Origin of the sequence: Micromonospora sp. NPDC049051, assembly GCF_043197575.1 — a bacterium.
In the GTDB taxonomy this organism is placed as follows: Bacteria; Actinomycetota; Actinomycetes; order Mycobacteriales; family Micromonosporaceae; genus Micromonospora.
This window is the reverse complement of the sequence record NZ_JBICTL010000008.1, coordinates 42,845-62,806: the sequence shown is the minus strand read 5'-3', so window position 1 is coordinate 62,806 and position 19,962 is coordinate 42,845. Positions and strand designations below refer to the sequence as shown.

The window sequence follows — 19,962 nt, the reverse complement described above, 5'->3', positions numbered from 1 at the left end:
GGTAGCAGGCCCTGCTAGCGTCAGCCGCACACAATGATCAGCCGGAGGCAGCAGGAATGATTCCCACGTTGCCCGAGACCCGCCTGCTGGCGGGTGATCTCTTGCTGCGGCCCTTCGCCGCGAACGACGTCGAGGAAAATCAGGCTTGCGCGGACCCGCTCATCCAACAGTGGCTCCCCCTGCCTCAGCCCTATACCCGGCAGAACTCGGCACCGGCGCTGACCAGGCGCCCCGGACAGCTCAGATCCGCCGGGAGCGATCTTTCAACTGGCGGTGCGGGGATCTTCCTTGTCCTGACTGTTCCGATGCGCCACTGTCGCAGTGTGGGCAGGAGCAGGAAACAGAAGGGCTTGGCGGCAGTGGGGCGGCGCCTACAGAGGGAACACGACGAAGACTGGGTGTCGCTGGGATCATCCGAGGACCAGGCCACCGCGATGGCTCAGGCGTGGAGGCGCTTGACTGACCTTGGCGTTGATCTGCCACCGCGATCGACCCGCCGAGATTTCTGGGCCGCCGGCATCGCGGACACGGATATCAGGATCGACCACTTCTACCTCGGTCCAGAGCGGGGTGTCTGCGCGATCCAGATCAGTGTTCGTAGAGCAGCACTGGATTCCGCGCGGCGCTATTGAGACTCGTCCGGTAGCACGCTCCACCTTGTCCCTTCCGGGAAGGATGGGCGGTCTGATGAATCTCGACGAGGGGATCCGCTTCTCTCGACCGATACGTTGTCCACCATGCAGCGGTTGGCGCTCTTCGATCTCGACAACACCCTCGTGGACCGTTCGGAGGCGTTCCGGCGCTGGGCGGTCGAGTTCTGCGCCGACCGCGGACTGCCGGACGACGCGTTGGCCTGGCTGATCGTCACGGATCGAGACGGGGTTGTGCCCCGCGATTGGTTCTTCGGCAAGGTGACGAAGCGTTTCGGACTGGCAGCCTCGGTGGACGAAACATGGAGGCAGTACCGCCGCCGGATGCCCGAGTTGGTGAGCTGCCGCCAAGAGGTGCTGGCGTCGCTGACCCTACTGCGCGACGACGGCTGGGCGGTCGCGATCGTGACCAACGGCCAGGCCGACAACCAGCTAGGGAAGATCAGGCGTACGGGGTTGGACCGGTGCGTCGATGCTTGGGCAGTGTCCGGCGAGCTGGGCATCCGGAAGCCGGCACGTGAGATCTTCGAAGCGGCAGCCCATGGGTGCGGCGTGGATCTGCGGAGCGGCGGTTGGGCGATCGGGGACAGCCCGGTATTCGATGTCGAGGGTGGCCGTGCGGCGGGGCTTGCCACCCTCTGGGTCAGCCGAGGGATGGACTGGCCGGCGGAGCTCCCCCTGCCTGACCGCACCGTCACGGACGTCGTGGCCGCGGTCCACGTACTGCGCGGTGAGGAGTCCGGCCGGTAGCACCTGACCGGGCATCCGCGATCTTCTTCCTGATCCCCAGGCCGCGCGAGCTGCGGCGTTCCGCTACGGTGCGGCCCATGCGCAGGGAGTTCCGGCGGGAGTCTTGCAGCCTGACCGCGTGGACTGGCGACGCCGGCCCGACGCCGGCCGAGATCGACGTCGTCGGCGTCGAGTACCGGGGTCGTCTGGGACACTCGTCCTCGTACGGCTTGCTGATGGCGCGTGTCAGTGACTCGCCTGGAGTCCAGTTCGACCTCCATCCGCCCGTCGCGCTCTCCGTTCCATGTGATGAGGTCAGGGTCGGGCCGCCGAGCCGGAGTACGCCGAGGCTCTCCACGCCGCAGGCCGGAACCTCGCCACGGGTCTGGTCGTCACGGCCGTGGGCGAGGGCTTGTATGGCTCCTCGGTCGTGGTCTTCACCCGCCTGGTCGCGGTCATCTCGCTGCTGCTGGCGACGGGTGTGGAGTCGGCTGGCGAGGTTGACGTCTGGGCGAGTTGGGACAGCGCGTGGCCGTCTCCACGTGCCGATAGTCCGGCATCTTGAGCGATCCCCAGACGGAACGGCTGCTGTGCACCAGGTTCTTGCCGCCTGTCCTGCATCGCCGCGGCTCAGGCAGAAAAGCTCACTTCGCCTGTCCGCTTGTTCACCACGACGGGGACATTGCCGGCCATGGCCTGATGCCAGTCATCGGCTTCGACGTACGCCTTCCCGTTGTAGGGAAAGACGTACGCCTCGTCAAGGTCCTCGACAGCGGAGTCCACGATGACCACCGGATGACTGAAGTGACCTCTGACCTCAGCATCCAGGAACCGTTCGGCGAGCTGCCGGGCAGAATCCAGTGAGATCACCGTCTCATGATCCCTCGTCACCGTGCCCGTTGCGTTCCTGGTGGCACGGACGCCGAGGGCGATGGTGATCAGCTTCTGAGCGTGGTGGCCGGTGTGCCGTCGCACGAGGGGTGCAGCAGTTTCCTGTGGCCCTCGGGCGCTGCGCCGGCGCGTCACTCCTCGTTCGACACCGTTCCCGTGGCGGTGACTCGTCCGCTGTCGTCGCGCACGTGCACGTTCCAGCCGTGGGGGCTCGGCTCCGAACCGGTGACCAGGCCCTGGTGTTCGAGCAGAGGGGAGACCAGGCGGTAGTTCATGGTCAGGCGTCCCACAGCTCCGGCTGCCCGCGCCGACTCGGCCATCAGGAGGGCCTGTAGCGGGCCGTGGACCACCAGCGCCGGGTACCCCTCGACAGACCTCGCGTATTCGCGGTCGTAGTGGATGCGGTGGGCGTTCCTCGTGAGCGCCGAGAACCGGAACAGATGGGGCGGATCGAGCGCGACCCGTCGCTCGCCGGCAGCCGGGGGCACGGCGACGGGGGCGGGTGTCGCGGCCGGGCCGTCAGGGGTCGGGACCGGTCCGGGGCCGTCCGGGGCCACGGCCTCGCGGTAGACGATGTCCTGTTCCTCCACCACGCAGGTCACGCCGTCCTGGGTGATCCGGTGCTCGACCACGACGAAGGTGAGGGGGCCGGAGCGTCCCTGTTTGGTGGTGGTCGACACCACCTCGCTACGGCGTACGGCCGTGCGGCCGGTGACGAGGGGGTGCTGGGTGCGGACCCGTCCGCCGGCCCACATCCGCCGCTGACCGGGAGCCGGCGGCACCGGGAGACTTCCTCGGGTCGGGTGCCCGTCAGCGCCGATGTCGCGTTGCGCCGGCCAGACCGAGAGGTACAGCCAGTGCCACAGCAGGGGCAGGCCGTCGGCGGCCAGGTCCGGCACCGGTACGTCGATGAGGGAGGCGAACGCCTCCGCGTGCTCGGGGGTGAGTACTTCTTCGTGCGTCAGCACGGTGGGGCGCTCCATCAGTTTTCTCCGAACGGCAGGCCGGGAAGGGTGGGCTCCCGGGTCAGATCGTCGATTCCAGGATCGCGTGGGCTCGTTCGATGACGGGGCGGTCGATCATCTCGCCGTCCGGGCCGAGCACGGCTCCCCGGGTGTCCGCTGCTGCGGCCAGCACCGCCCGTGCCCAGCTCAGCTCCGACTCGGAGGGTGCGAACGCCGTACGGACCGGCGCGATCTGCCTCGGGTGGATGCACAGCTTGCCTCCGAACCCCAGCTCGCGGGCCAGCCTGGCGTCGGCGGCGGCTGCCTGCGGGTCCTGGACGTTGGCGCTCACGCCGTCGATCGGCGGTACGAGGTCGCCGAGGCGGGACGCCAGCACCAGCTCACTGCGTGCGGCCAGGAGCGCCCGGTCCGTCGGCGCGCAGTGCAGGTCGTGGGCGAAGTCCAGCGAGCCGAAGGCGATCGCCACGACGGCGGGCGTCCGAGCCAGTTCGCGAGCCCGGTCGAGTCCCCGCGCCGACTCGACGAGGGCCATCACCGGCCGCGCGAGGCGATCCCCGACGTGCTGGAGTACGCCGGGGTCATCGGCCTTGGGGACGACGACGCCGGCCAGGCCGTCGAGGCGTTCGAGGGCGGCGACGTCCGACTCGTACCACTCGGTGGACGCCGCGTTCACCCGGACCCAGGTGGGGGGACTCGACGCCAGCCAACGGGCGGTGGTCTCGCGGGCGCCGTCCTTGTCCCGCGGATCGACGGCGTCCTCCCAGTCGACGATGACCTGACTCGCCCCGGCGCTGTGCGCCTTCGCGAAGCGCGGTTCCTGCGTGCCGGGCACGAAGAGCCAGGGCCCACCCAACCTCACGACGACACCTTGGAGCGCGCCACGAGCTGGCGGGCGATGACGTTGCGCTGGATCTCGTTGGTTCCCTCGCCGACGATCATCAGGGGAGCGTCCCGAAAGTACCGCTCGACGTCGAACTCGGTGGAGTAGCCGTATCCGCCGTGGATCCGGATGGCGTCCAGGGCGATCTTCATGGCGGTCTCGGAGGCGAACAGTTTGGCCATCCCGGCCTCCATGTCGGCTCGTTCGCCGGACTCGTACTTGCGGGCCGCGTACATGACGAGCTGTTCGGCTGCGGTCAGCTGGGTCGCCATGTCGGCCAGGTAGTTGCCGATGGACTGGTGCTTCCAGATCGGCTGCCCGAAGCTCTCGCGCTGCTGGCTGTAGCGCAGCGCGTCCTCCAGCGCGGCGGCGCCGACGCCCAGGGCGCGGGAGGCCACCTGGATCCGCCCGATCTCCAGGCCGCGCATCATCTGCGCGAAGCCCTGGCCCTCGACGCCGCCGAGCAGCGCATCCTCGGGCGCCCGGAAGTCGTCGAAGGAGAGCTCGCAGCTCTCGACGCCCTTGTAACCAAGTTTGGGCAGGTCCCGGGAGACCTCGAAGCCGGGTGCCCCCTTCTCGACGAGCAGGATGCTCATCCCGCGGTGGGTCGGCTCGGCGTGCGGGTCGGTGCGGCACAGCAGCGCCACGAGCTGGGACCGGCGGGCGTTCGTGATCCAGGTCTTGGAGCCGTTGACGACGTACTCCGAGCCTTCCTTGCGGGCGATGGTGCGCATCGCCTGGAGGTCGGAGCCGCCGCCGGGTTCGGTCAGGGCCATCGTCGCCCGGATCTCGCCGGTGGCCATCCTCGGCAGGTAGCGGTCCTGCTGCTCCCGGGTGCCGTAGCTGAGCAGCAGCTTGGCGACCACGCTGTGGCCGCCCATCGCGCCGGCGAGGCTCATCCAGCCGCGTGCCAGCTCCGCGGTGACGGCCGCGTAGCAGGGGACCGAGACGGACGCGTCGTTCCACGGCTCGGGGATGACCAGGCCGTAGATGCCCATCTGCTTCATCTGCTCGATGAACTTCTCCGGGTACGTGTTGCTGTGTTCGAGCTCCTGCACCTGGGGCTTGACCTCGCGGTCGATCCAGTCGCGGACCAGCGCGACGATCGCGCTCTCTTCCTCATTGAGCTCGTACACGGCAGGGCCTCTCTGCAGGGGCGGGACGAAGGCGTACCCGGATCGTACACGCAACTTGGATATCGTATATGTGTGAGCGATCCCGCATATGTGGCAGAGTGTGGGCGTGAGCCGGAGCAAGCCGCGCGAGATCGCCGACCATGTCAGAGAGCTGATCGTCACCGGCCAGGTCGTGCCCGACTCCTTTCTCCGGCTCGACCTGCTGGCCGCCGACCTGAACTCGAGCGTCACCCCGGTCCGCGAGGCGCTGATCCAGTTGGCGACCGAGGGCTTCCTCGAGCAGTACCCGCGCCGCGGCTTCAAGGTGCTGCCGATCACCGACCAGGACCTCGCCGACGTGTACGCCGCCCAGAGCTGGCTCTCCGGGGAGCTGGCGGCCCGGGCGGTGCGGACCATGAGCCGGCGCGACCTCGACGGGCTGGAGCGGCTCCAGGTGGAGCTTGAGGCCGCCGCGGCCCGTGGAGCGGCCGACGAGGTCGAGCGGTGCAACCACGGCTTCCACCGGACGATCAACGTCGCCGCCGAGGTGCCGCGCCTGGCTGTGCTGCTCAAGCTGACCTCCCGCTACGCGCCGCGCCTGTTCTTCGCCAACGTGAGCGGCTGGCCCGAGGCCTCGGCCACCGACCATCGGCAGGTGATCGTCGCGCTGCGGGCCGGGGACCCCGACGCCGCCCGGGAGGCGATGTCGGCCCACGTCCGGCGTGCGGGGGAACTCCTGGTCGCACACCGCGCTCGTGGGGCGGGCGTCGGGGTCGCGCCGTCCTGACGCGTCGGCTCAGCGCATGACCGGAAGGGGCAGGCCGGGGCAGTCGACCGGCGCCGCCAGCACCTGCCCGCCCTTGGGCATCGTCACCACCAGGGTGCGCAGGTCCTCCCCGGCGAAACACAGGCTGGTCACCATGTGGCCCGCGGGGAAGTCGATGGTGCCCGCGACCGTGCCGTCGGTGCCGAAGACCACGATGTTCGCGCCGGTGCTCCCGGCGACCCAGACCCGACCGAGCGCGTCGAGCGCCAGGCCGTCGGGATGTCCCTCGGGCATCCGGGCGATCCAGCCGTCGGGCGTCGCGGCGCCGCCGGAGAGATCGTAGCGACGGATCCACCGTGCCCCGGTCTCGGCGACGAAGAGGCGGGTGCCGTCGGCGGCGAAGGCGAGGCCGTTGGGGAACGCCAGACCGGTGATCACATCGGCCATCACCCCGGTGCTGAGGTCCAGCGCCCGCACCGCTCCGGTGCCGGTGGTGCTGTCGAGGTCGTGCGCCGAGGGATCGGTGAACCACAGCCGACCGTCCGGGCCGAGGACGCCGTCGCTGGGGGAGTGGACGTCGGTGGTCACCGTGCTCACGGTGCCGTCGGCGGCGATCCGCTGGATGCCCGGCTGTGCGGGGACGGCGGACCTGGTCGGCATGACCGTCGCGCCGGACTGCATCACCAGCAGGTCGCCCTCGGTGCCGACGGCGAGTCCGTTCGGGCCGCCGCCGGTCTCGGCGAACTCCTCGGCCCCGTCGCCGGACAGGGCTACGCGGTAGACCAGGCCGCGGGTCATCGAGGTGACCAGGACGTCGGAGGTGCCGGAGCGGGCCGGGCCCTCGGTGAAGCCGATCCCGGCGGCGACGCTCCGGAAGGTCGCCGGGGTCAGCGACAGGTCGTGGAAGGGTTGCATCAGGCCTCCTTTGATGTTAAATATTGTATCCATTATGAAGGTGCAACGAGGTCCGCTGACAGGTGTCCGGGTGGTCGAGATGGCAGGGCTCGGACCCGTGCCGTTCGCGAGCATGATGCTCGCCGATATGGGCGTCGACGTGGTCCGTATCGACTCGCCGCCGCGTGACCCCGAGGACCCTCACGACCACTTCGGCCCGATCTGGCGCGGCCGGGCGGCGTACGAACTCAACCTCAAGGACGAGAAGGCCCGCCAGCGCGCGATCGACCTGATCAACCGGGCCGACATCGTCCTGGAGGGGTTCCGCCCCGGCGTGATGGAGCGGTTGGGCCTTGGTCCGGACGTGTTCGAGGAGAGCAACCCGGGGCTGATCTACGGCCGGATGACGGGCTGGGGTCAGGGTGGCGAACTGGCGCGCAGCGCCGGCCACGACGTCAACTACCTCGCCGTCGGCGGGGTCCTCCACCACCTCGCACGCCGCGGCGAGCGCCCGCTGCCCCCGCTGAACCTCGTCGGTGACTACGGCGGCGGGGGGATGCTCCTGGTCGTCGGCGTGCTCGCCGCGTACGTCGAGCGCACCCGCTCGGGCCGCGGTCAGGTGATCGACGCGGCGATGCTCGACGGCGCCGCCCTGCTGATGACCTCGGTCCTCGGCTGGCGCGGTCGTGGGAACTGGAACGACGAGCCCGGCACCAACACCATCGACACCGGATCGCCCTTCTACGAGGTCTACCGCACGGCGGACGACCGCTTCCTCGCGGTCGGCGCGATCGAGCCGCGGTTCTACCGCCAGGTCCTCGTCGGCCTCGGGCTCGACGAGGGCGACCTCCCGCCGCAGTACTCCCGCGAGGACTGGCCGGCGATGAAGGAGATCTTCGCGGCTCGCATCGCGCAGCACGACCTCGCGCACTGGGACAAGGTGTTCGCCGAACTGGACGCGTGCGTCAGTCCGGTGCTGAACCTGGACGAGGCCGCCCGGCACCCGCACGTCGCGGAGCGCGCCGTCTACGTGACCGACGACGGCTACCTGCACCCCAGCCCCGCGCCGCGCTTCTCCCGGACGCCGTCGACGCGCGCCGAGACGCCGCACCAGGAGACCCTGGACGACCTGCTGAGTCGTTGGGGCTGAGGTGACCATGCCCGCGACCGCGGTCGTGATCGGGATCGGCTCGACCGGCTTCGGCGTACACCCCGGCCGCACGGCCGACGACCTGGCCGTGCAGGCCGTCGAGGCGGCGTTGGTGGACGCCGGGCTGGCCGCCCACGACCTCGACGGCCTGATCACGCAGCGGGTCAGCTCCTACGAGACGATCGCCGCCCGGCTCGGGATCTCGCCCGCGTTCTCGCTGCAGGTGCCGGCCGAGGGCCGGATGACGGGCCCGGCGATCGCCCTGGCCGCCCGCGCGGTGGAGGCGGGCGAGTGCACGGCCGTCGTCCTCGCCTACGGCAACGACAGCCGCTCCGGAGGGCACACCTACGGCGGCCTGGGCGCGACATCGAGTGCCGCGGCGGAGGGCTACGGCAGCCACCCGGAGCTGCACCGCGCGTACGGGTTCACCTCGCCGGGGGCGTTCTACGCGCTGATGCTCCAGCGCTACGAGGCCGAGTTCGGCTCGGCGTCCGCGGCGCTGGAGACGATCGCGGTCACCTTCCGGGACCACGCCGTCCGCAACCCCGGCGCGGCGATGAGCGCACCGTTGACGCCCGAGGAGTACCGGGCCAGCCGCGCCATCGTCCGGCCGATGCGCCTGCACGACTACTGCATGATCAACGACGGTGGGGTCGCGATGGTGGTCACCACGGCGGAGCGGGCGGCGGATCTGCCCGGGGTCGCGGTGCAGATCGCGGGCTGGGGACAGCAGAGCCGACTGGCGAGCTCCGACCTTCCCCCGGCCGACTACTGGCGTACGGCCGCCCGTGCGGCCCACGAACGCGCGCATCGCATGGCCGGGACCACGGTCGACGACCTCGACGCCGCCATGATCTACGACAACTTCAGCCCGAACGTCCTGTTCACCCTCGAGGGCATGGGGGTCTGCGGCCCGGGGGAGGCGGCGGACTGGGTCGTCGACCAGGGCGTCGGGACGGATGCGCCGCTGCCCCTCAACACCGCCGGCGGGCACCTCTCCGAGGGGTACATGCAGGGCTGGGCGTTGAACGTGGAGGCGGTGCGGCAGGTGCGCGGTGACGCCGTCGCGCGACCGGCGCGCCCACCGCGGCTGGTCGCGTACGCCGCGACCGCGCCGGTGAGCTCCACGATCCTCTACCGCCGGTCCGGGGAGGGGCGATGAGCGTCTCCGAGCCGACTGCGACGTCTGCGGCCATCGCCCCCCACCTGGCAGGTCTGCGGGCGGGGGAGATCGTGCTGGCGACCTGCGGCGGGTGCGGGCTGGTGAGCCTGCCCCGGCCGGATCGCTGCCGTCGGTGCGGGGACGGGCGGCACGAGTGGCGCAGACAGGCCGGCGAGGGCCGGATCTGGTCGTTCGTGGAGTTCGTCAAGGACTACCTGCACCGCCCGGATCTGCCCGTGCCGTACGTGGTCGCCCTGGTCGAGCTGGACGCCGGCGCCGTGGTGATGGCCTCGGTGGCGGGGAGCCGCTACGGCGACCTCCGGGTCGGGCAGCGGGTGCGGGTCGGGGTCGAGTCGTACGCGGCCGGGCCGCGACTCGTGGCCCGCGCGAATCCGTAACACAAATTTGATTCGCTTCTGCGTCCGCAGGAGCTACCAAGTGTATATTGGATACAACATCGAATCGGGAGGACAGCGTGGCACGGTTCACGGTAGGTGTCGCTGCGGGGTGCGTGGCACTCCTGAGCCTGACGGCGTGCAGCAGCAGTTCGGACGAGACCAGCGGCGGTGGCGGTGGCGCATCGCCGGAGCAGGTGGTCTCGAAGCTCAAGACGGCGGGTCTCCCGCAGGTCGCCAAGTCGCTCGAGTCCGCCGTGCAGTTCGAGGGCAAACTCGAGGACGGCACGCCCTTCAAGATCGACGACCGGATCCTGAAGAAGGTCGAGAGCGGCCAGGCCATCAACTACGTCTTCTCCTACCAGTCGACGAGCGTCGCCCTGCTCTCGTACCAGCTGAAGAGCGGGTATGACGCCAGCCTCCCCCTCGCCAACGAGATGCTGCCCCTGAAGGGCAAGGCGCTGGCGCCCTCGGCGGCCACGGACACGCCGGCCCAGATCGCCCAGGTGCAGGCGCTGCTCGACACCAACCAGATCGACTGCCTCTCGATCCAGCAGGCCGACCTCAACGCGATGAACCAGATCCGGGACCAGGCCCTGGCCAAGGGTATCCCGGTGTTCATGGTGAACGTCGAGTCCAACGGTGCCGAGATCTCGCAGTTCCGGCAGGACCGCACCAAGGAGGGCGTCGGCGCGGCCAACACCCTGATCGAGTGGATCAAGGAGACCGGCACCGCGCCGAAGAAGATCGCGCTCAGCAGCGGGGAGCCCTCCGCCGCCTGGTCCACCGGGCGCCTCAACGGCTTCGTCGACACGCTGAAGAAGGCGTACCCCGACATCACGTTCGCGAACACCCCGCAGGCGCCCCTGAAGGCGCCGTACGACCCGGCGCAGGCCTACGACGCCTACAAGGCGTTCCTGACCGGCAACACCGACGTCGACTTCATCGTCAACGCCGACCTCTCGATCGAGCAGGCCGCCCGGGCCATCAACGACCTCGGGCGCACGGGCAAGATCCACACGCTGGGCTGGAACCCGAGCGAGGGTCAGTTCGAAGCGATCGAGAAGGGCACCCAGGTCGCGAGCCTCGACCAGGGCTGGCCGGAGCATGGCGGTTTCGGCGCGGTCGCCTGCGCCAGCCTGCTGGGGCGCAACCTGGTGATGCAGAACACCCAGGAGCCGGGCGTGATCACCCGCGCCAACCTCGACGAGGCTCGCGCCGCGCTGAAGCAAGCCTCCTGACCCCCCCGAGTCGGGACGAAGCGAAAGGGATAGGAACGACCGTGTCGTCCAGTAGATCCGCGTCGACCGACTCCTCGGCGTCCACGCCTGCGACGAAGTCCTCGTCGCAGGCGTGGTTCCGACCGGAGCTGCTCGACGCCTTCCGCCGTACCGGTGGACTGGTTCTGGCCATCATGATCGCCGCGGCCGTGTTCGGGGTGCTCTCGGAGGGCTCGTTCTTCGAGCCGCAGAACCTCCTGGGCGTGCTGCGGGCGATGAGCACCTACGCCATCATCGGCCTCGGGTTGACCGTCGTGCTGGTCGTCGGAGAGATCGACCTCTCCTTCGGCAGCGTCTACGGCGTGGTGGGAACCACCATCGCGGTCGCCTGGATGGTGTGGGGGATGCCCCTGCTCCTGGCGGTGGCCATCGGGTTCGCCCTTGCGCTGGTGATCGCCGCGGTCAACGCCTTCCTGGTCTGCGTCGTGCGGGTGCCGTCGTTCATCGCGACGCTCGGCACCAGCACCCTGGCGGTCGGGCTGACGCTGCTCATCGGCAACGCCGAGCGGTTCGCGCCGGCCTACCCCACGCCGGGCCAGCACGTCTCCGAGGGGTCCCTGAGCACCTTCACCGGCATCTCCAACCGCTCGCTGCCCTTCGACATCCCGATGCAGGTCGTGTGGATGCTGATCGTCGCCGGGATCTTCGTCCTGGTGCTGCACCGGTCGCTGTACGGCTTCCGCGCACGCGCCGTCGGGGGCAACGAGAACGCGGCGAGGTTCGGCGGGCTCAAGATCGGTCGTACCAAGCTGCTCGCGTTCCTGATCGTCTCGGCGGCCGCGGCGTTCGCCGCGCTGCTGGACTTCTCGTTCATCGGCTCGGTCAATCCCGACAGCGGAACCTCGCTGCTCTTCCCGGTCTTCGCTGCGGTGATCATCGGTGGCGCGAGCCTCAACGGTGGCCGGGGCACGGTCGCGGGCGCGCTGCTCGGCGCCCTGCTGCTCGCGGTGATGAACAACGGCCTGGCCCTGATGGCCGCCGCGCCCTACGTGCAGCAGGTCTTCCTCGGCCTGGTCACCATCGGCGCGGTGGTGCTGGACCAGCGGACCCGTCGATCGGCGAAGTCGTCATGAGCGGCTCGGGTCTCCAGGTCCGCGGGGTCGAGAAGCGGTACGGCGCCACGCGTGCCCTGCGCGGCGTGGACCTGATCGCCCCGCGCGGCCAGATCACCGGCATCGTCGGCGCCAACGGCGCCGGCAAGTCGACCCTCATGAAGGTGCTCGCCGGCGAGGAACGATGCGACGCCGGCACGTTCACCCTCGACGCGAACCCGTTGGACCCGCTGCGGTCCGACGCCGTGGCGATCGTCCACCAGGAGCCCTTCGTCTATCCGAACCTGACGGTGGGGGAGAACCTCAGCATTGGCCGCGAGCTGATGCGGCGTGGCCGTCCCGTCCTGACGCCTGAGCGGATCGAGATCGCGGCCAGGTTCCACCTGGACCGGGAGTTGGACACGCCGCTGGAGCGACTGCCGTTCTCCTTCCGCCAGCGCGTCGAGATCGCGCGGGCGATGGACACCCAGGCGGAGGTCTTCCTGTTCGACGAGCCGAACTCGGCTCTCGGGCCGGACGACTCGGCCGCCCTGCTGCAGAAGATGGCGGAGATCGCCGCCGAGGGCAAGGTCGTCTGCCTCATCTCGCACCGCCTCTCCGAGGTGGCCGAGGTGTGCGACTCGGTCGTCGTGATCAAGGACGGCCTCGCGGACGCCACGCTCGAGGGCGACGGGATCGACGCGGACTCGATCGCGACCGCGATGATGATGGGCTCCACGGCTGCCGGGGCGGGCGCGCGGGCGGCTGTCGAACGCGGCCGCGTGGTCGTGGACCTGGCCTCGCGTGGCGTGCGCAACGAGGTGCCCGAGACGGCCGTCCGGCTGCACGGTGGCGAGGTCGTCGCCGTCGTCGGCCTGGAGGGCTCGGGATCCCGGGCGATCCTCGCCAAGATCGCCGACGACTCCCAGGCGGACACCCCCTCGGTGTTCATCGTGGGCGACCGCAAGGCGAGCCTGGTGCAGGAGATGTCGGTCGAGGAGAACCTGGTCATCCGCGACAGTGGACGGTTCCGCAGCCGGTGGGGCCTGTTCGACCGCCGCAAGGCGCGCAGTTTCGCCCTGGACGCGATCGCCACGTACCGGGTCCGCTGCTCCGGGCCCGCGATCGCGGTCAGCTCGCTCAGCGGAGGCAACCAGCAGAAGGTCGCGATCGCGGCAGGTCTGGCGGTCGACCCGACGCTTCTCGTCGTCGACGAGCCCACCCGCGGCATCGACCTCGACAGCCGCCGGGAGATCCACCAGTTCCTCCGGGACCACGCGGGACGGGGAAACTGCGTCGTCTTCCACACCTCCGAGGAGAATGAGGTGCCGGAGCTCGCCGACCGGGTGCTGATCGTCCGCGACGGCACGATCTGCGAGGAGTTCAAGGTCGCCGAGCACCCTGATCCGCAGGAACTGGCCGCACTGGTGACCGCGGCGCAGTCGGGACTGGCCACGACGGCCGGACAGTAGAGACATCATCCGGGAGGAATCGGTGGACCACGGTCCCGTCGAGCTGACGCGTGAGGACGTTGCCGCCGCGCTGCGCAGGCTCGGGCTGGAGAAGGACGAACTGCCCTGGGACAGCGTCCTGCAGGTCGCGAACCACGTGCTGCGGCAGGCCGACGAGTTCCTGGCGGGCAACCCTGATCCGCTGCGGCGGAAGGTGGTGCGCCGGCCGGTCGTGCGGGCGACCCACGACGACGACCCGCTCAACGCCATCGTGCACTGGTGCGACGTCGCGGGTGCCGGCGACGGGCCGCTGGCCGGGATGCGGGTCGCTGTCAAGGACATCATCTCGGTGGCGGGGGTGCCGATCACGGCCGGCTCGCCGATCTTCGCCGACGCGGTGCCGGAGCTCAACGCGTCCGTCGTGGACCTCCTGCTCGAGGCCGGCGCGCGGATCGTGGCCACCACCAACTGCGAGGACATGTGCATGTCCGCCGGTGGCGAGACCAGCGTCTTCGGGACGACCCTGAACCCGTTCGACCCGACGCGGACGGCGTCGGGCTCCTCCGGCGGGTCGGCGGCGGCGCTCTCCTACCCGCAGGTCGACGTCGCGCTCGGAACCGACCAGGGCGGGTCCATCCGGCTGCCCGCCGCGTGGTGCGGCGTGCTCGGGCTCAAGCCGACCTTCGGCCTGGTGCCCTACACCGGAATCATGTCGATGGACAAGACCCTCGACTACTGCGGTCCGCTGACGCGGACGGCCGACGACATGGCCCGCCTCATGCAGGTGATCGCGACGCCGAGGGCCGGCGACCCGCGTCAGGCCGGCGTGACCGCGTTCGGTCAGGACTTCCTCGGCGCCGTCCGCGATGCGGCCGACAGTCTGGCCGGCCTCCGGGTCGGCGTGGTGGCGGAGGCGCTCCCGTCAGCCGACGAGTTCATGGCGCGGACCACCCGCGCGTTCGCCGCGGCGATGGAGTCGATGCGCGAGATCGGCGCCGAGGTGGCCGAGGTCTCCCTCCCCGAGCACACCCAGGGCAACCGGATCATGTTCGCCGTCCTGGTCGAGGGGATGGCCGCGACCGCCCACACCTTCGGCGAGGGCCGGTTGTGGCGTGGTGACTACCGCCAGGACCTCGCGGACGCCTTCGCCGCGGGATTCCCCGCCCACGGTCACAAGGCGTCGGTCGCGTACCTGGCGATGATCGCCGTCGGTGAGCACCTGCGTGTCTCCTCCGCCGGGCGGCTGTACTCCTCGGCGCAGAACAACATCCCCCGCATCAGGTCCGCCTACGACCGGATGCTCGACCGGTACGACGTACTGGCGATGCCGACCGCCCTGCACGCCGCGCACCGCTGTGGCGAGGGCGACCTCAGCCCGGCCGAGGTCGCGATGCGTGGGTGGACGATGGTGGGCAACACCAACGTCCACAACGCGACCGGTCATCCCGCGCTGTCGGTGCCACTGGCCGAGCACGACGGCCTGCCGGTCGGCGTCATGCTGGTCGGCAAGCACGGCGACGACGCGCGGCTCGTCTCGATCGCACGTACGCTCGAGGCGACGATCGGGTGGCGACCGCAGCGGGCCTGGTGACGGACGCGCGCGGGGTGCTCAGTCGTCGGTGAGCACCCCGTCGCGCCGGAGCTTGGCGACGATGTGTTCCGCCTCGTGCTCCAGGTGCCGGCGGGCCGTGGCCTCGGCGCGGTCGCCGTCCCCGGTGCTCAGTGCGGCCAGGAGTTCGGCGTGGTCTGCGAGCGCCTCGGGGCTGGCCGCGGGTGCGACCTGGTAGATCTCGCGCGGCAGGTTCATCGACAACTGGCGCATGATCGACAGCAGGCGGCGGCTGCCCCCGGTCTGGTTGATCAGAGCGTGGAACTGCCAGTTCAGGTCGTGCTGCTCGTCGTTGTCGGTCGCGTCGGTCAGCGCCTTGTTCAGCGATCCGAGGCGTTCGAGGGCCTCGGGAGCGATCCGCGTGGAGGCCCGCTTGGCCGCCCAGCCCTGGAGCAGGCCGAACGCCCGGTAGTGGTCCTCGATGTCCTCGCGGCGGATGGGGATGACGAACGCCCCACGGTGGGGGACGAGCTCGACGAGCCCCTCGGCCTCCAGGGAGATCAGGGCTTCGCGGATGGGCAGGCGGCTGACGCCGAGGGCGTCGGCGACCGCGGCCTGCGGGATCCGTTCCCCGGGCCGGAGCTCGCCCCGGTAGATGGCGGACTTGATGTACTCGGCAGCCTGCTGGGCAAGGCTGAGGCGCGCAATCCTGAGGTTCTGGGGACTCACGCGCGCGTCTCCTCTGGAGGGGTCAACGAAACTTCAGCGGCAGATTGTAGCGGTGCGACGAGGTCTCGGGAGGATCTGCCCCGTTCCTCGAACAGGATCGAGCGGAACCGCTCGGCCTGTGCGGTGGTGAGCCGTCCGTGGCTGTAGCGGCGGTACTTCTCGACGACCTCGTCCGCCGAGAGCCCGACGCCGGAGGCTTCCGCTGAGTGCACGCTGCCGTCGTCGAGGGTGGCGACCACACGCGACGCCGGCCGCGCCGGGTACTGCGCCGCCAACTCGGGGACCGACCGTACCGAGGTGACCTGCGCCAGCCGACGGATCTCGGCGGGAAGCGGGCCCAGGAGCCGGCTGGGAGATGGTGCGCCGTCGACCAGGGCGGCGGCGAGGTTGAACTGGTTGCTCATCTGACGCGAGATGGGATCGTCCAGGCTGTCGGCGTTGTCGCAGCCCGGGTAGTAGGCGGCCATGTCGTAGCTCTCGATCCGCAGGGCCCGGATCGAGGCCGGATCGACCGACTCACGCAGGCGCTGGCCGGCGAGCACCGTCTCCTGTGTGAAGGCGCACGCCGGGAAGCGCTTGAAGTAGGCGGCGTCGATCGCCAGGGACGTCGGGGCCGGCGTGGGAAGTTCGCCCGCCTCCAGGCGTAGGGCGGCGAGCATGCCGGCGGGACCCTCGATGGCGGTACGCGGGCCGGTGAGCCCCTCGGCGGCCAGGAACGCGGCCTGGACGCCGCCGCGGGCGGCCAGAGCGTTCTGGGCGAAGACGTCCGAGGTGCCCGCCCGGGCCCATTCGGTGGCGCCTCCCGACGCGCTCGAGGCGATGGCGAGCGCCGAGACCAGCTGGTCGGGGGGCAGGTCGAGCAGGTGCCCGACGGCGACCGCCGCGCCGAAGGGGCCCAGGACCCCGCTGGGCCGCAGCGTCCCGCGGACGAACGCGGGCTGGTCGAAGACGTCCCCGAGCTGGCCGATCGCCTCGTAACCGAGCACCACGGCGTCGAGCAGACGCTCGACCGGCGTGTCCAGCTCACCGGCGACCGCGAGCGCGGCGGGGATCACGACGGTGCCGGCGTGGACGCGGCTCGCCGGATGCATGTCCTCGTGGATCAACCCGTGCGCGGCCACCGCGTTGGCGAACACGGCGCCGGTGAGCGAGGTGGTCAGCGCGGTGCCCCAGAGCGGCACCGGTCCCGTGCCGTCGATCCGCGCCGCGGCGCGCTGGGCCGCGCGGGTCGAGGGCAGGTCCTGCCCGCCGATCGCGCAGGCCACGGAGTCCAGCACGCACAGGGCGGCACGGTCGCGTACGGCGGACGGGAACCCGGCGCCGACGGTCGCCGCGAGTCGGGTGACGAGTTGCTCCAGGAGGGTCCTGCTCATGGGTTCCTCTCGTGCCTCGGCAGCTGGTCGACTGCCTCTCGATACAGGATATGATATCCAAAACTGAGGAGGTTGTGATGGCACCCAGCACGGAACTGCCGCCGTTTCGGGCCGGCTTGTTCCAGCTCGATCCGTTCGCCCTGTTGGGCACTCGCTGCACGGCGTGCGGCGAGGCGGGATTCCCGGCTCGCTCGTTCTGTGCCGGATGCCGGGCCGACGGCGACGCGATCGTGCCGGCGACGTTCGCCGAGCGCGGCGAGGTGGTGAGTTTCACCGTGGTCCGTCAGGCCCCCGCCGGCGTGGAGGTGCCGTACGTCCTGGCCCGGGTGCTGGTCGACGACGGCCCGCGGGTGATGGCACAGATCGTCGGCGCCGCGAGCACCGAGGTGGAGATCGGCGATCGGGTGCGTGTCGTGCCGGCCGTCTTCCCGTCCGCCGACGGCTCGGACCGGGCCGGCTTCGCTTTCCAGATCGAGCAGGAGGAGAACGCGTGACGCTCGCATCGGCCCACGTCGCCGGGGTCGGCATGGTCCGCTTCGGCAAGCACCCGGTCAGTGTGACCCTCGAGGACCTCGGCGAGCAGGCCGCCCGCTCGGCGCTCGCCGAGGCCGGGGCCGCGTCGGCGCAGGTCGACGCCGTCTTCGTCGGCCACGTCTTCGGCGGCCCGGTGGCCGGCCAGCGGATCGCCGTCCGGCTCGGCCTGGACGGCAAGCCGGTGTCCAACCACGAGAACTACTGCGCCAGCGGTGCGACCGCGATCCGGGAGGCCTGGACGGCGCTCGCGGCCGGACTGCACGATGTCGTGCTGGTGATCGGGGTCGAGAAGATGACCGACCGGATCTCCGGCGGCGTACGCCCCGACCCCAACGACCTCGACGCCGCCGTGGGCTACGTCATGGCCGCGGGACACGCGATGAGCGCACGGCGGTACATGGCCGACCACGGCGCCACGCGGGAGCAGATCGCGATGGTCGCGGTGAAGAACCACGCCCACTCCGTCCACAACCCGTTCGCCCAGTACCAGCGGGCCATCTCGCTCGACGAGGTGCTCCAGGCCCGACAGATCGCCGAGCCGCTCGGCCTGCTCGACTGCAGCCCGATCTCGGACGGGGCCGCGGCCATGGTGCTGTGCAGCCCGCGCGGAGCCCAGCGCCTGGGGCTCGCGGCGGGAGCTCCGCGGGTCCTCGGCTGCGCGCTGGTGAGCGGGTCGGTGGAGCGTGCCGGCGAGAGCATCAACGCCGAGCGGGTCTCCCGCAACGCCGCCGAGCAGGCATGGCGCCTGACCGGCGTCGGCCCGGCGGACATCGACGTCGTCGAGATGCACGACTGCTTCACCATCGCGGAGATCGTCCGCCTGGAGGGCCTGGGTCTCGTGCCGGTCGGCGAGGGCGCCCGGTGGACCGCCGAGGGGCACACCTCCCTGGGCGGCCGCCTGCCGGTCAACCCGAGCGGTGGGCTGCTGTCGCGTGGGCACCCGGTCGGCGCGACCGGCGTCGCCCAGGCGGTCGAGCTGACCTGGCAGCTGCGCGGCAGTGCCGGCGGACGCCAGGTCGAGAACGCCCGGGTCGGGCTCGCGTACTGCAAGGGCGGCACGGTCAGCGGCACCGACGGCGGCTCGGTGACCACGCTGGTGATGGCGCGATGAGAGTTCTGCTCGGGCCGGGCCGGGCCGCCGCCACGCAGCTTGAGCCGCTGCTGCGGCAGGACGGCGAGCCGGCCGCAGAGCCCACCCACCTGCTTCTCGCCGCGCGCCCGGTCGACTCGGCCGGGACCACCCAGCTGCACGAGGATCCGGAGCAGGTCATGCGGGTCCTGGCCGAGGTCGTGGGTTTCGTGAAGGAGGCCCTCGCGAGCCGGTCCGGCACTCTCGACACGATCACCATCCTGGTTGGGGAGCCCGAAACCCTCGGGATGGAGGGCCGTCATCTCGACTCGGCCGTCGCCGGTGCGCTGCTCTCGATGGGCCGGACCTGGGCGATCGAGTTCGCCCGCGACGGGATCAGGGTCAACACGCTGGTCCACGGCGACCTCGACGACCCGGGCATCCTCGCCGCCGTCGTCGGCCAGCTCGGCCTGCTCGGCTCGCCGCAGGGGCGTGCCATCACCGGCCAGGAGATCTACCTGTGCGCGGGTGCGGACCTGGGGAGGTTGCACGCATGAATCAGCACGCTCCGACCACGATCCTGGTCACCGGTGCCGGTGGCGGGATCGGTCGGCAGATCGCCGTCGAGCTCGCCGGCTCGGGTCACCGGCTCGTGCTGACCGACCACGCCACCGAGCCCCTGGAGCAGACCGCCGCGCTCGTGACGGCGGTGGAGGGCGCCGCCGCCCCGATGGCGCTGGCCGCGGACATCAGCGAAGCGGGCGAGCGGGACCGGATCGTCGACGCCGTACGGTCCGCCGGCGAACGCCTGGTCGGCCTGGTCAACTGCGCCGGCGTCCTGCGCGACGCGCGGCTGGCCAAGCTCGACGACGAACTCTTCTCGCTGGTGACGGCGGTGAACCTGGTCGCCCCGCTGGACCTGGTGCGCAAGACGGTCGACCTCTTCGGGTCACAGGGCGGATCGATCGTCTCCATCGGCTCCCGCGCCTGGCTGGGCACCTTCGGCTCGACGGCCTACTCGGGCACCAAGGGGGCCCTGGTCGGCGCGTCCAGGTCGCTGGCGCTGGAACTGGGACCGCGCGGCATCACCGTCAACATCGTGGCTCCCGGCTTCATCGAGTCGGCGATGACCGCCGCGCTGCCCGAGCCGATCCGCGAACGGTCGATCGCGGCGATCCCGGTCGGGCGCCCCGGCCGACCGGACGACGTGGCCCGGACAGTCCGGCACCTGCTCTTCCACGCCCCGTACACGACCGGGCAGGTCCTCGTCGTGTGCGGAGGCCGCAGCATCGGCTCACCGCTCGCCCCCGCCTCGTCCGCGCCCACCTCCCCCGAGAAGGGATGACGTC

General features: G+C 70.8%; 21 protein-coding genes. 14 read left to right on the top strand and 7 right to left on the bottom strand.

The genetic code is table 11. From position 1 onward, the window contains the following. Window positions 1-68 precede the first annotated feature (68 nt). Window positions 69-632: a hypothetical protein gene (locus tag ACGFIR_RS27705; RefSeq protein ID WP_393008315.1), complete on the top strand. Its 564-nt coding sequence runs from the start codon at window positions 69-71 to the stop codon at window positions 630-632. A gap of 105 nt (window positions 633-737) precedes the next feature. Beyond that, complete coding sequence (locus ACGFIR_RS27700) at window positions 738-1,400, top strand: HAD family hydrolase (protein WP_393008313.1); 663 nt, start codon at window positions 738-740, stop codon at window positions 1,398-1,400. Window positions 1,401-2,009: 609 nt separating this feature from the next. Here the strand turns inward: ACGFIR_RS27700 and ACGFIR_RS27695 are convergent. The 4 genes from ACGFIR_RS27695 to ACGFIR_RS27680 are packed head-to-tail and all read right to left on the bottom strand — an operon-like array spanning window position 2,010 to window position 5,251. Continuing rightward, on the bottom strand, window positions 2,010-2,354 hold the full coding sequence (locus ACGFIR_RS27695) for a YrhB domain-containing protein (protein ID WP_393148084.1): 345 nt from the start codon (window positions 2,352-2,354) through the stop codon (window positions 2,010-2,012). A gap of 47 nt (window positions 2,355-2,401) precedes the next feature. After that, on the bottom strand, window positions 2,402-3,253 hold the full coding sequence (locus ACGFIR_RS27690) for a MaoC family dehydratase N-terminal domain-containing protein (RefSeq protein ID WP_393148082.1): 852 nt from the start codon (window positions 3,251-3,253) through the stop codon (window positions 2,402-2,404). Between the two features lie 43 nt (window positions 3,254-3,296). Continuing rightward, the gene (locus tag ACGFIR_RS27685) at window positions 3,297-4,094 is read right to left on the bottom strand and encodes an HpcH/HpaI aldolase/citrate lyase family protein (protein ID WP_393148080.1); all 798 of its coding nucleotides are present in this window, start codon (window positions 4,092-4,094) and stop codon (window positions 3,297-3,299) included. Then, window positions 4,091-5,251, bottom strand: a complete 1,161-nt coding sequence (locus tag ACGFIR_RS27680; protein WP_393148078.1) for an acyl-CoA dehydrogenase family protein — start codon at window positions 5,249-5,251, stop codon at window positions 4,091-4,093. The genes ACGFIR_RS27685 and ACGFIR_RS27680 overlap by 4 nt, the downstream gene beginning before the upstream one ends. A gap of 106 nt (window positions 5,252-5,357) precedes the next feature. Here ACGFIR_RS27680 and ACGFIR_RS27675 point away from each other — a divergent pair, with 106 nt between their 5' ends. Continuing rightward, window positions 5,358-6,017: a GntR family transcriptional regulator gene (locus ACGFIR_RS27675; RefSeq protein WP_393008301.1), complete on the top strand. Its 660-nt coding sequence runs from the start codon at window positions 5,358-5,360 to the stop codon at window positions 6,015-6,017. Between the two features lie 9 nt (window positions 6,018-6,026). Here ACGFIR_RS27675 and ACGFIR_RS27670 read toward each other — a convergent pair whose 3' ends face one another. Beyond that, window positions 6,027-6,911: an SMP-30/gluconolactonase/LRE family protein gene (locus tag ACGFIR_RS27670; RefSeq protein ID WP_393148076.1), complete on the bottom strand. Its 885-nt coding sequence runs from the start codon at window positions 6,909-6,911 to the stop codon at window positions 6,027-6,029. Between the two features lie 13 nt (window positions 6,912-6,924). Between ACGFIR_RS27670 and ACGFIR_RS27665 the strand changes: the two genes are divergently transcribed. The 7 genes from ACGFIR_RS27665 to ACGFIR_RS27635 all read left to right on the top strand — a co-directional run bounded on the left by ACGFIR_RS27665 (window position 6,925) and on the right by ACGFIR_RS27635 (window position 14,950). Then, window positions 6,925-8,040 carry a CaiB/BaiF CoA transferase family protein gene (locus ACGFIR_RS27665; RefSeq protein WP_393148074.1) on the top strand — a complete coding sequence of 372 codons (1,116 nt, stop codon included), beginning with the start codon at window positions 6,925-6,927 and terminating at the stop codon, window positions 8,038-8,040. A 7-nt stretch (window positions 8,041-8,047) separates the two neighbouring features. After that, complete coding sequence (locus tag ACGFIR_RS27660) at window positions 8,048-9,202, top strand: hypothetical protein (protein ID WP_393148072.1); 1,155 nt, start codon at window positions 8,048-8,050, stop codon at window positions 9,200-9,202. Further along, entirely contained in the window at window positions 9,199-9,600 is a 402-nt protein-coding gene (locus ACGFIR_RS27655; protein WP_393148070.1) for a Zn-ribbon domain-containing OB-fold protein, read from the top strand. Before ACGFIR_RS27660 ends, ACGFIR_RS27655 begins: the two co-directional genes overlap by 4 nt. A gap of 113 nt (window positions 9,601-9,713) precedes the next feature. Further along, entirely contained in the window at window positions 9,714-10,838 is a 1,125-nt protein-coding gene (locus tag ACGFIR_RS27650) for a sugar ABC transporter substrate-binding protein (protein ID WP_393008291.1), read from the top strand. A 41-nt stretch (window positions 10,839-10,879) separates the two neighbouring features. After that, window positions 10,880-11,950 (top strand): ABC transporter permease, encoded by a 1,071-nt coding sequence (locus ACGFIR_RS27645; RefSeq protein WP_393008289.1) that lies wholly within the window; start codon window positions 10,880-10,882, stop codon window positions 11,948-11,950. Beyond that, entirely contained in the window at window positions 11,947-13,380 is a 1,434-nt protein-coding gene (locus tag ACGFIR_RS27640; RefSeq protein WP_393148068.1) for an ATP-binding cassette domain-containing protein, read from the top strand. Before ACGFIR_RS27645 ends, ACGFIR_RS27640 begins: the two co-directional genes overlap by 4 nt. 22 nt (window positions 13,381-13,402) lie before the next feature. Further along, on the top strand, window positions 13,403-14,950 hold the full coding sequence (locus ACGFIR_RS27635; protein WP_393148066.1) for an amidase family protein: 1,548 nt from the start codon (window positions 13,403-13,405) through the stop codon (window positions 14,948-14,950). 18 nt (window positions 14,951-14,968) lie between these two features. On the opposite strand, the gene ACGFIR_RS27630 is transcribed toward ACGFIR_RS27635, so the two are convergent. Both ACGFIR_RS27630 and ACGFIR_RS27625 read right to left on the bottom strand, forming a co-directional pair. Continuing rightward, window positions 14,969-15,637, bottom strand: coding sequence for a GntR family transcriptional regulator (locus tag ACGFIR_RS27630; protein WP_393008283.1), 669 nt, complete (start codon window positions 15,635-15,637; stop codon window positions 14,969-14,971). Next, entirely contained in the window at window positions 15,634-17,010 is a 1,377-nt protein-coding gene (locus tag ACGFIR_RS27625; RefSeq protein WP_393148064.1) for an MmgE/PrpD family protein, read from the bottom strand. The genes ACGFIR_RS27630 and ACGFIR_RS27625 overlap by 4 nt, the downstream gene beginning before the upstream one ends. A gap of 77 nt (window positions 17,011-17,087) precedes the next feature. Between ACGFIR_RS27625 and ACGFIR_RS27620 the strand changes: the two genes are divergently transcribed. From ACGFIR_RS27620 to ACGFIR_RS27605, 4 genes are read left to right on the top strand one after another with little or no spacing between them, the layout of a single operon-like run. Further along, a complete protein-coding gene (locus ACGFIR_RS27620) occupies window positions 17,088-17,504 on the top strand; it encodes a Zn-ribbon domain-containing OB-fold protein (protein WP_393148062.1) in 417 nt (138 codons plus the stop codon). Continuing rightward, window positions 17,501-18,655, top strand: coding sequence for a thiolase family protein (locus tag ACGFIR_RS27615; protein ID WP_393148060.1), 1,155 nt, complete (start codon window positions 17,501-17,503; stop codon window positions 18,653-18,655). The genes ACGFIR_RS27620 and ACGFIR_RS27615 overlap by 4 nt, the downstream gene beginning before the upstream one ends. Beyond that, window positions 18,652-19,170 carry a hypothetical protein gene (locus tag ACGFIR_RS27610; RefSeq protein ID WP_393148058.1) on the top strand — a complete coding sequence of 173 codons (519 nt, stop codon included), beginning with the start codon at window positions 18,652-18,654 and terminating at the stop codon, window positions 19,168-19,170. Before ACGFIR_RS27615 ends, ACGFIR_RS27610 begins: the two co-directional genes overlap by 4 nt. After that, a complete protein-coding gene (locus ACGFIR_RS27605; RefSeq protein ID WP_393148056.1) occupies window positions 19,167-19,958 on the top strand; it encodes an SDR family NAD(P)-dependent oxidoreductase in 792 nt (263 codons plus the stop codon). Before ACGFIR_RS27610 ends, ACGFIR_RS27605 begins: the two co-directional genes overlap by 4 nt. Window positions 19,959-19,962: the final 4 nt, after the last annotated feature.

Excerpts from the sequence above, each read along its gene's own strand:
- ACGFIR_RS27700 (WP_393008313.1), top strand. The coding sequence starts at position 738 with ATGCAGCGGTTGGCGCTCTTCGATCTCGACAACACCCTCGTGGACCGT.
- ACGFIR_RS27690 (WP_393148082.1), bottom strand. The coding sequence starts at position 3,253 with ATGGAGCGCCCCACCGTGCTGACGCACGAAGAAGTACTCACCCCCGAG.
- ACGFIR_RS27670 (WP_393148076.1), bottom strand. The coding sequence starts at position 6,911 with ATGCAACCCTTCCACGACCTGTCGCTGACCCCGGCGACCTTCCGGAGC.
- ACGFIR_RS27665 (WP_393148074.1), top strand. The coding sequence starts at position 6,925 with ATGTTAAATATTGTATCCATTATGAAGGTGCAACGAGGTCCGCTGACA.
- ACGFIR_RS27660 (WP_393148072.1), top strand. The coding sequence starts at position 8,048 with ATGCCCGCGACCGCGGTCGTGATCGGGATCGGCTCGACCGGCTTCGGC.
- ACGFIR_RS27655 (WP_393148070.1), top strand. The coding sequence starts at position 9,199 with ATGAGCGTCTCCGAGCCGACTGCGACGTCTGCGGCCATCGCCCCCCAC.
- ACGFIR_RS27640 (WP_393148068.1), top strand. The coding sequence starts at position 11,947 with ATGAGCGGCTCGGGTCTCCAGGTCCGCGGGGTCGAGAAGCGGTACGGC.
- ACGFIR_RS27625 (WP_393148064.1), bottom strand. The coding sequence starts at position 17,010 with ATGAGCAGGACCCTCCTGGAGCAACTCGTCACCCGACTCGCGGCGACC.
- ACGFIR_RS27620 (WP_393148062.1), top strand. The coding sequence starts at position 17,088 with ATGGCACCCAGCACGGAACTGCCGCCGTTTCGGGCCGGCTTGTTCCAG.
- ACGFIR_RS27610 (WP_393148058.1), top strand. The coding sequence starts at position 18,652 with ATGAGAGTTCTGCTCGGGCCGGGCCGGGCCGCCGCCACGCAGCTTGAG.
- ACGFIR_RS27605 (WP_393148056.1), top strand. The coding sequence starts at position 19,167 with ATGAATCAGCACGCTCCGACCACGATCCTGGTCACCGGTGCCGGTGGC.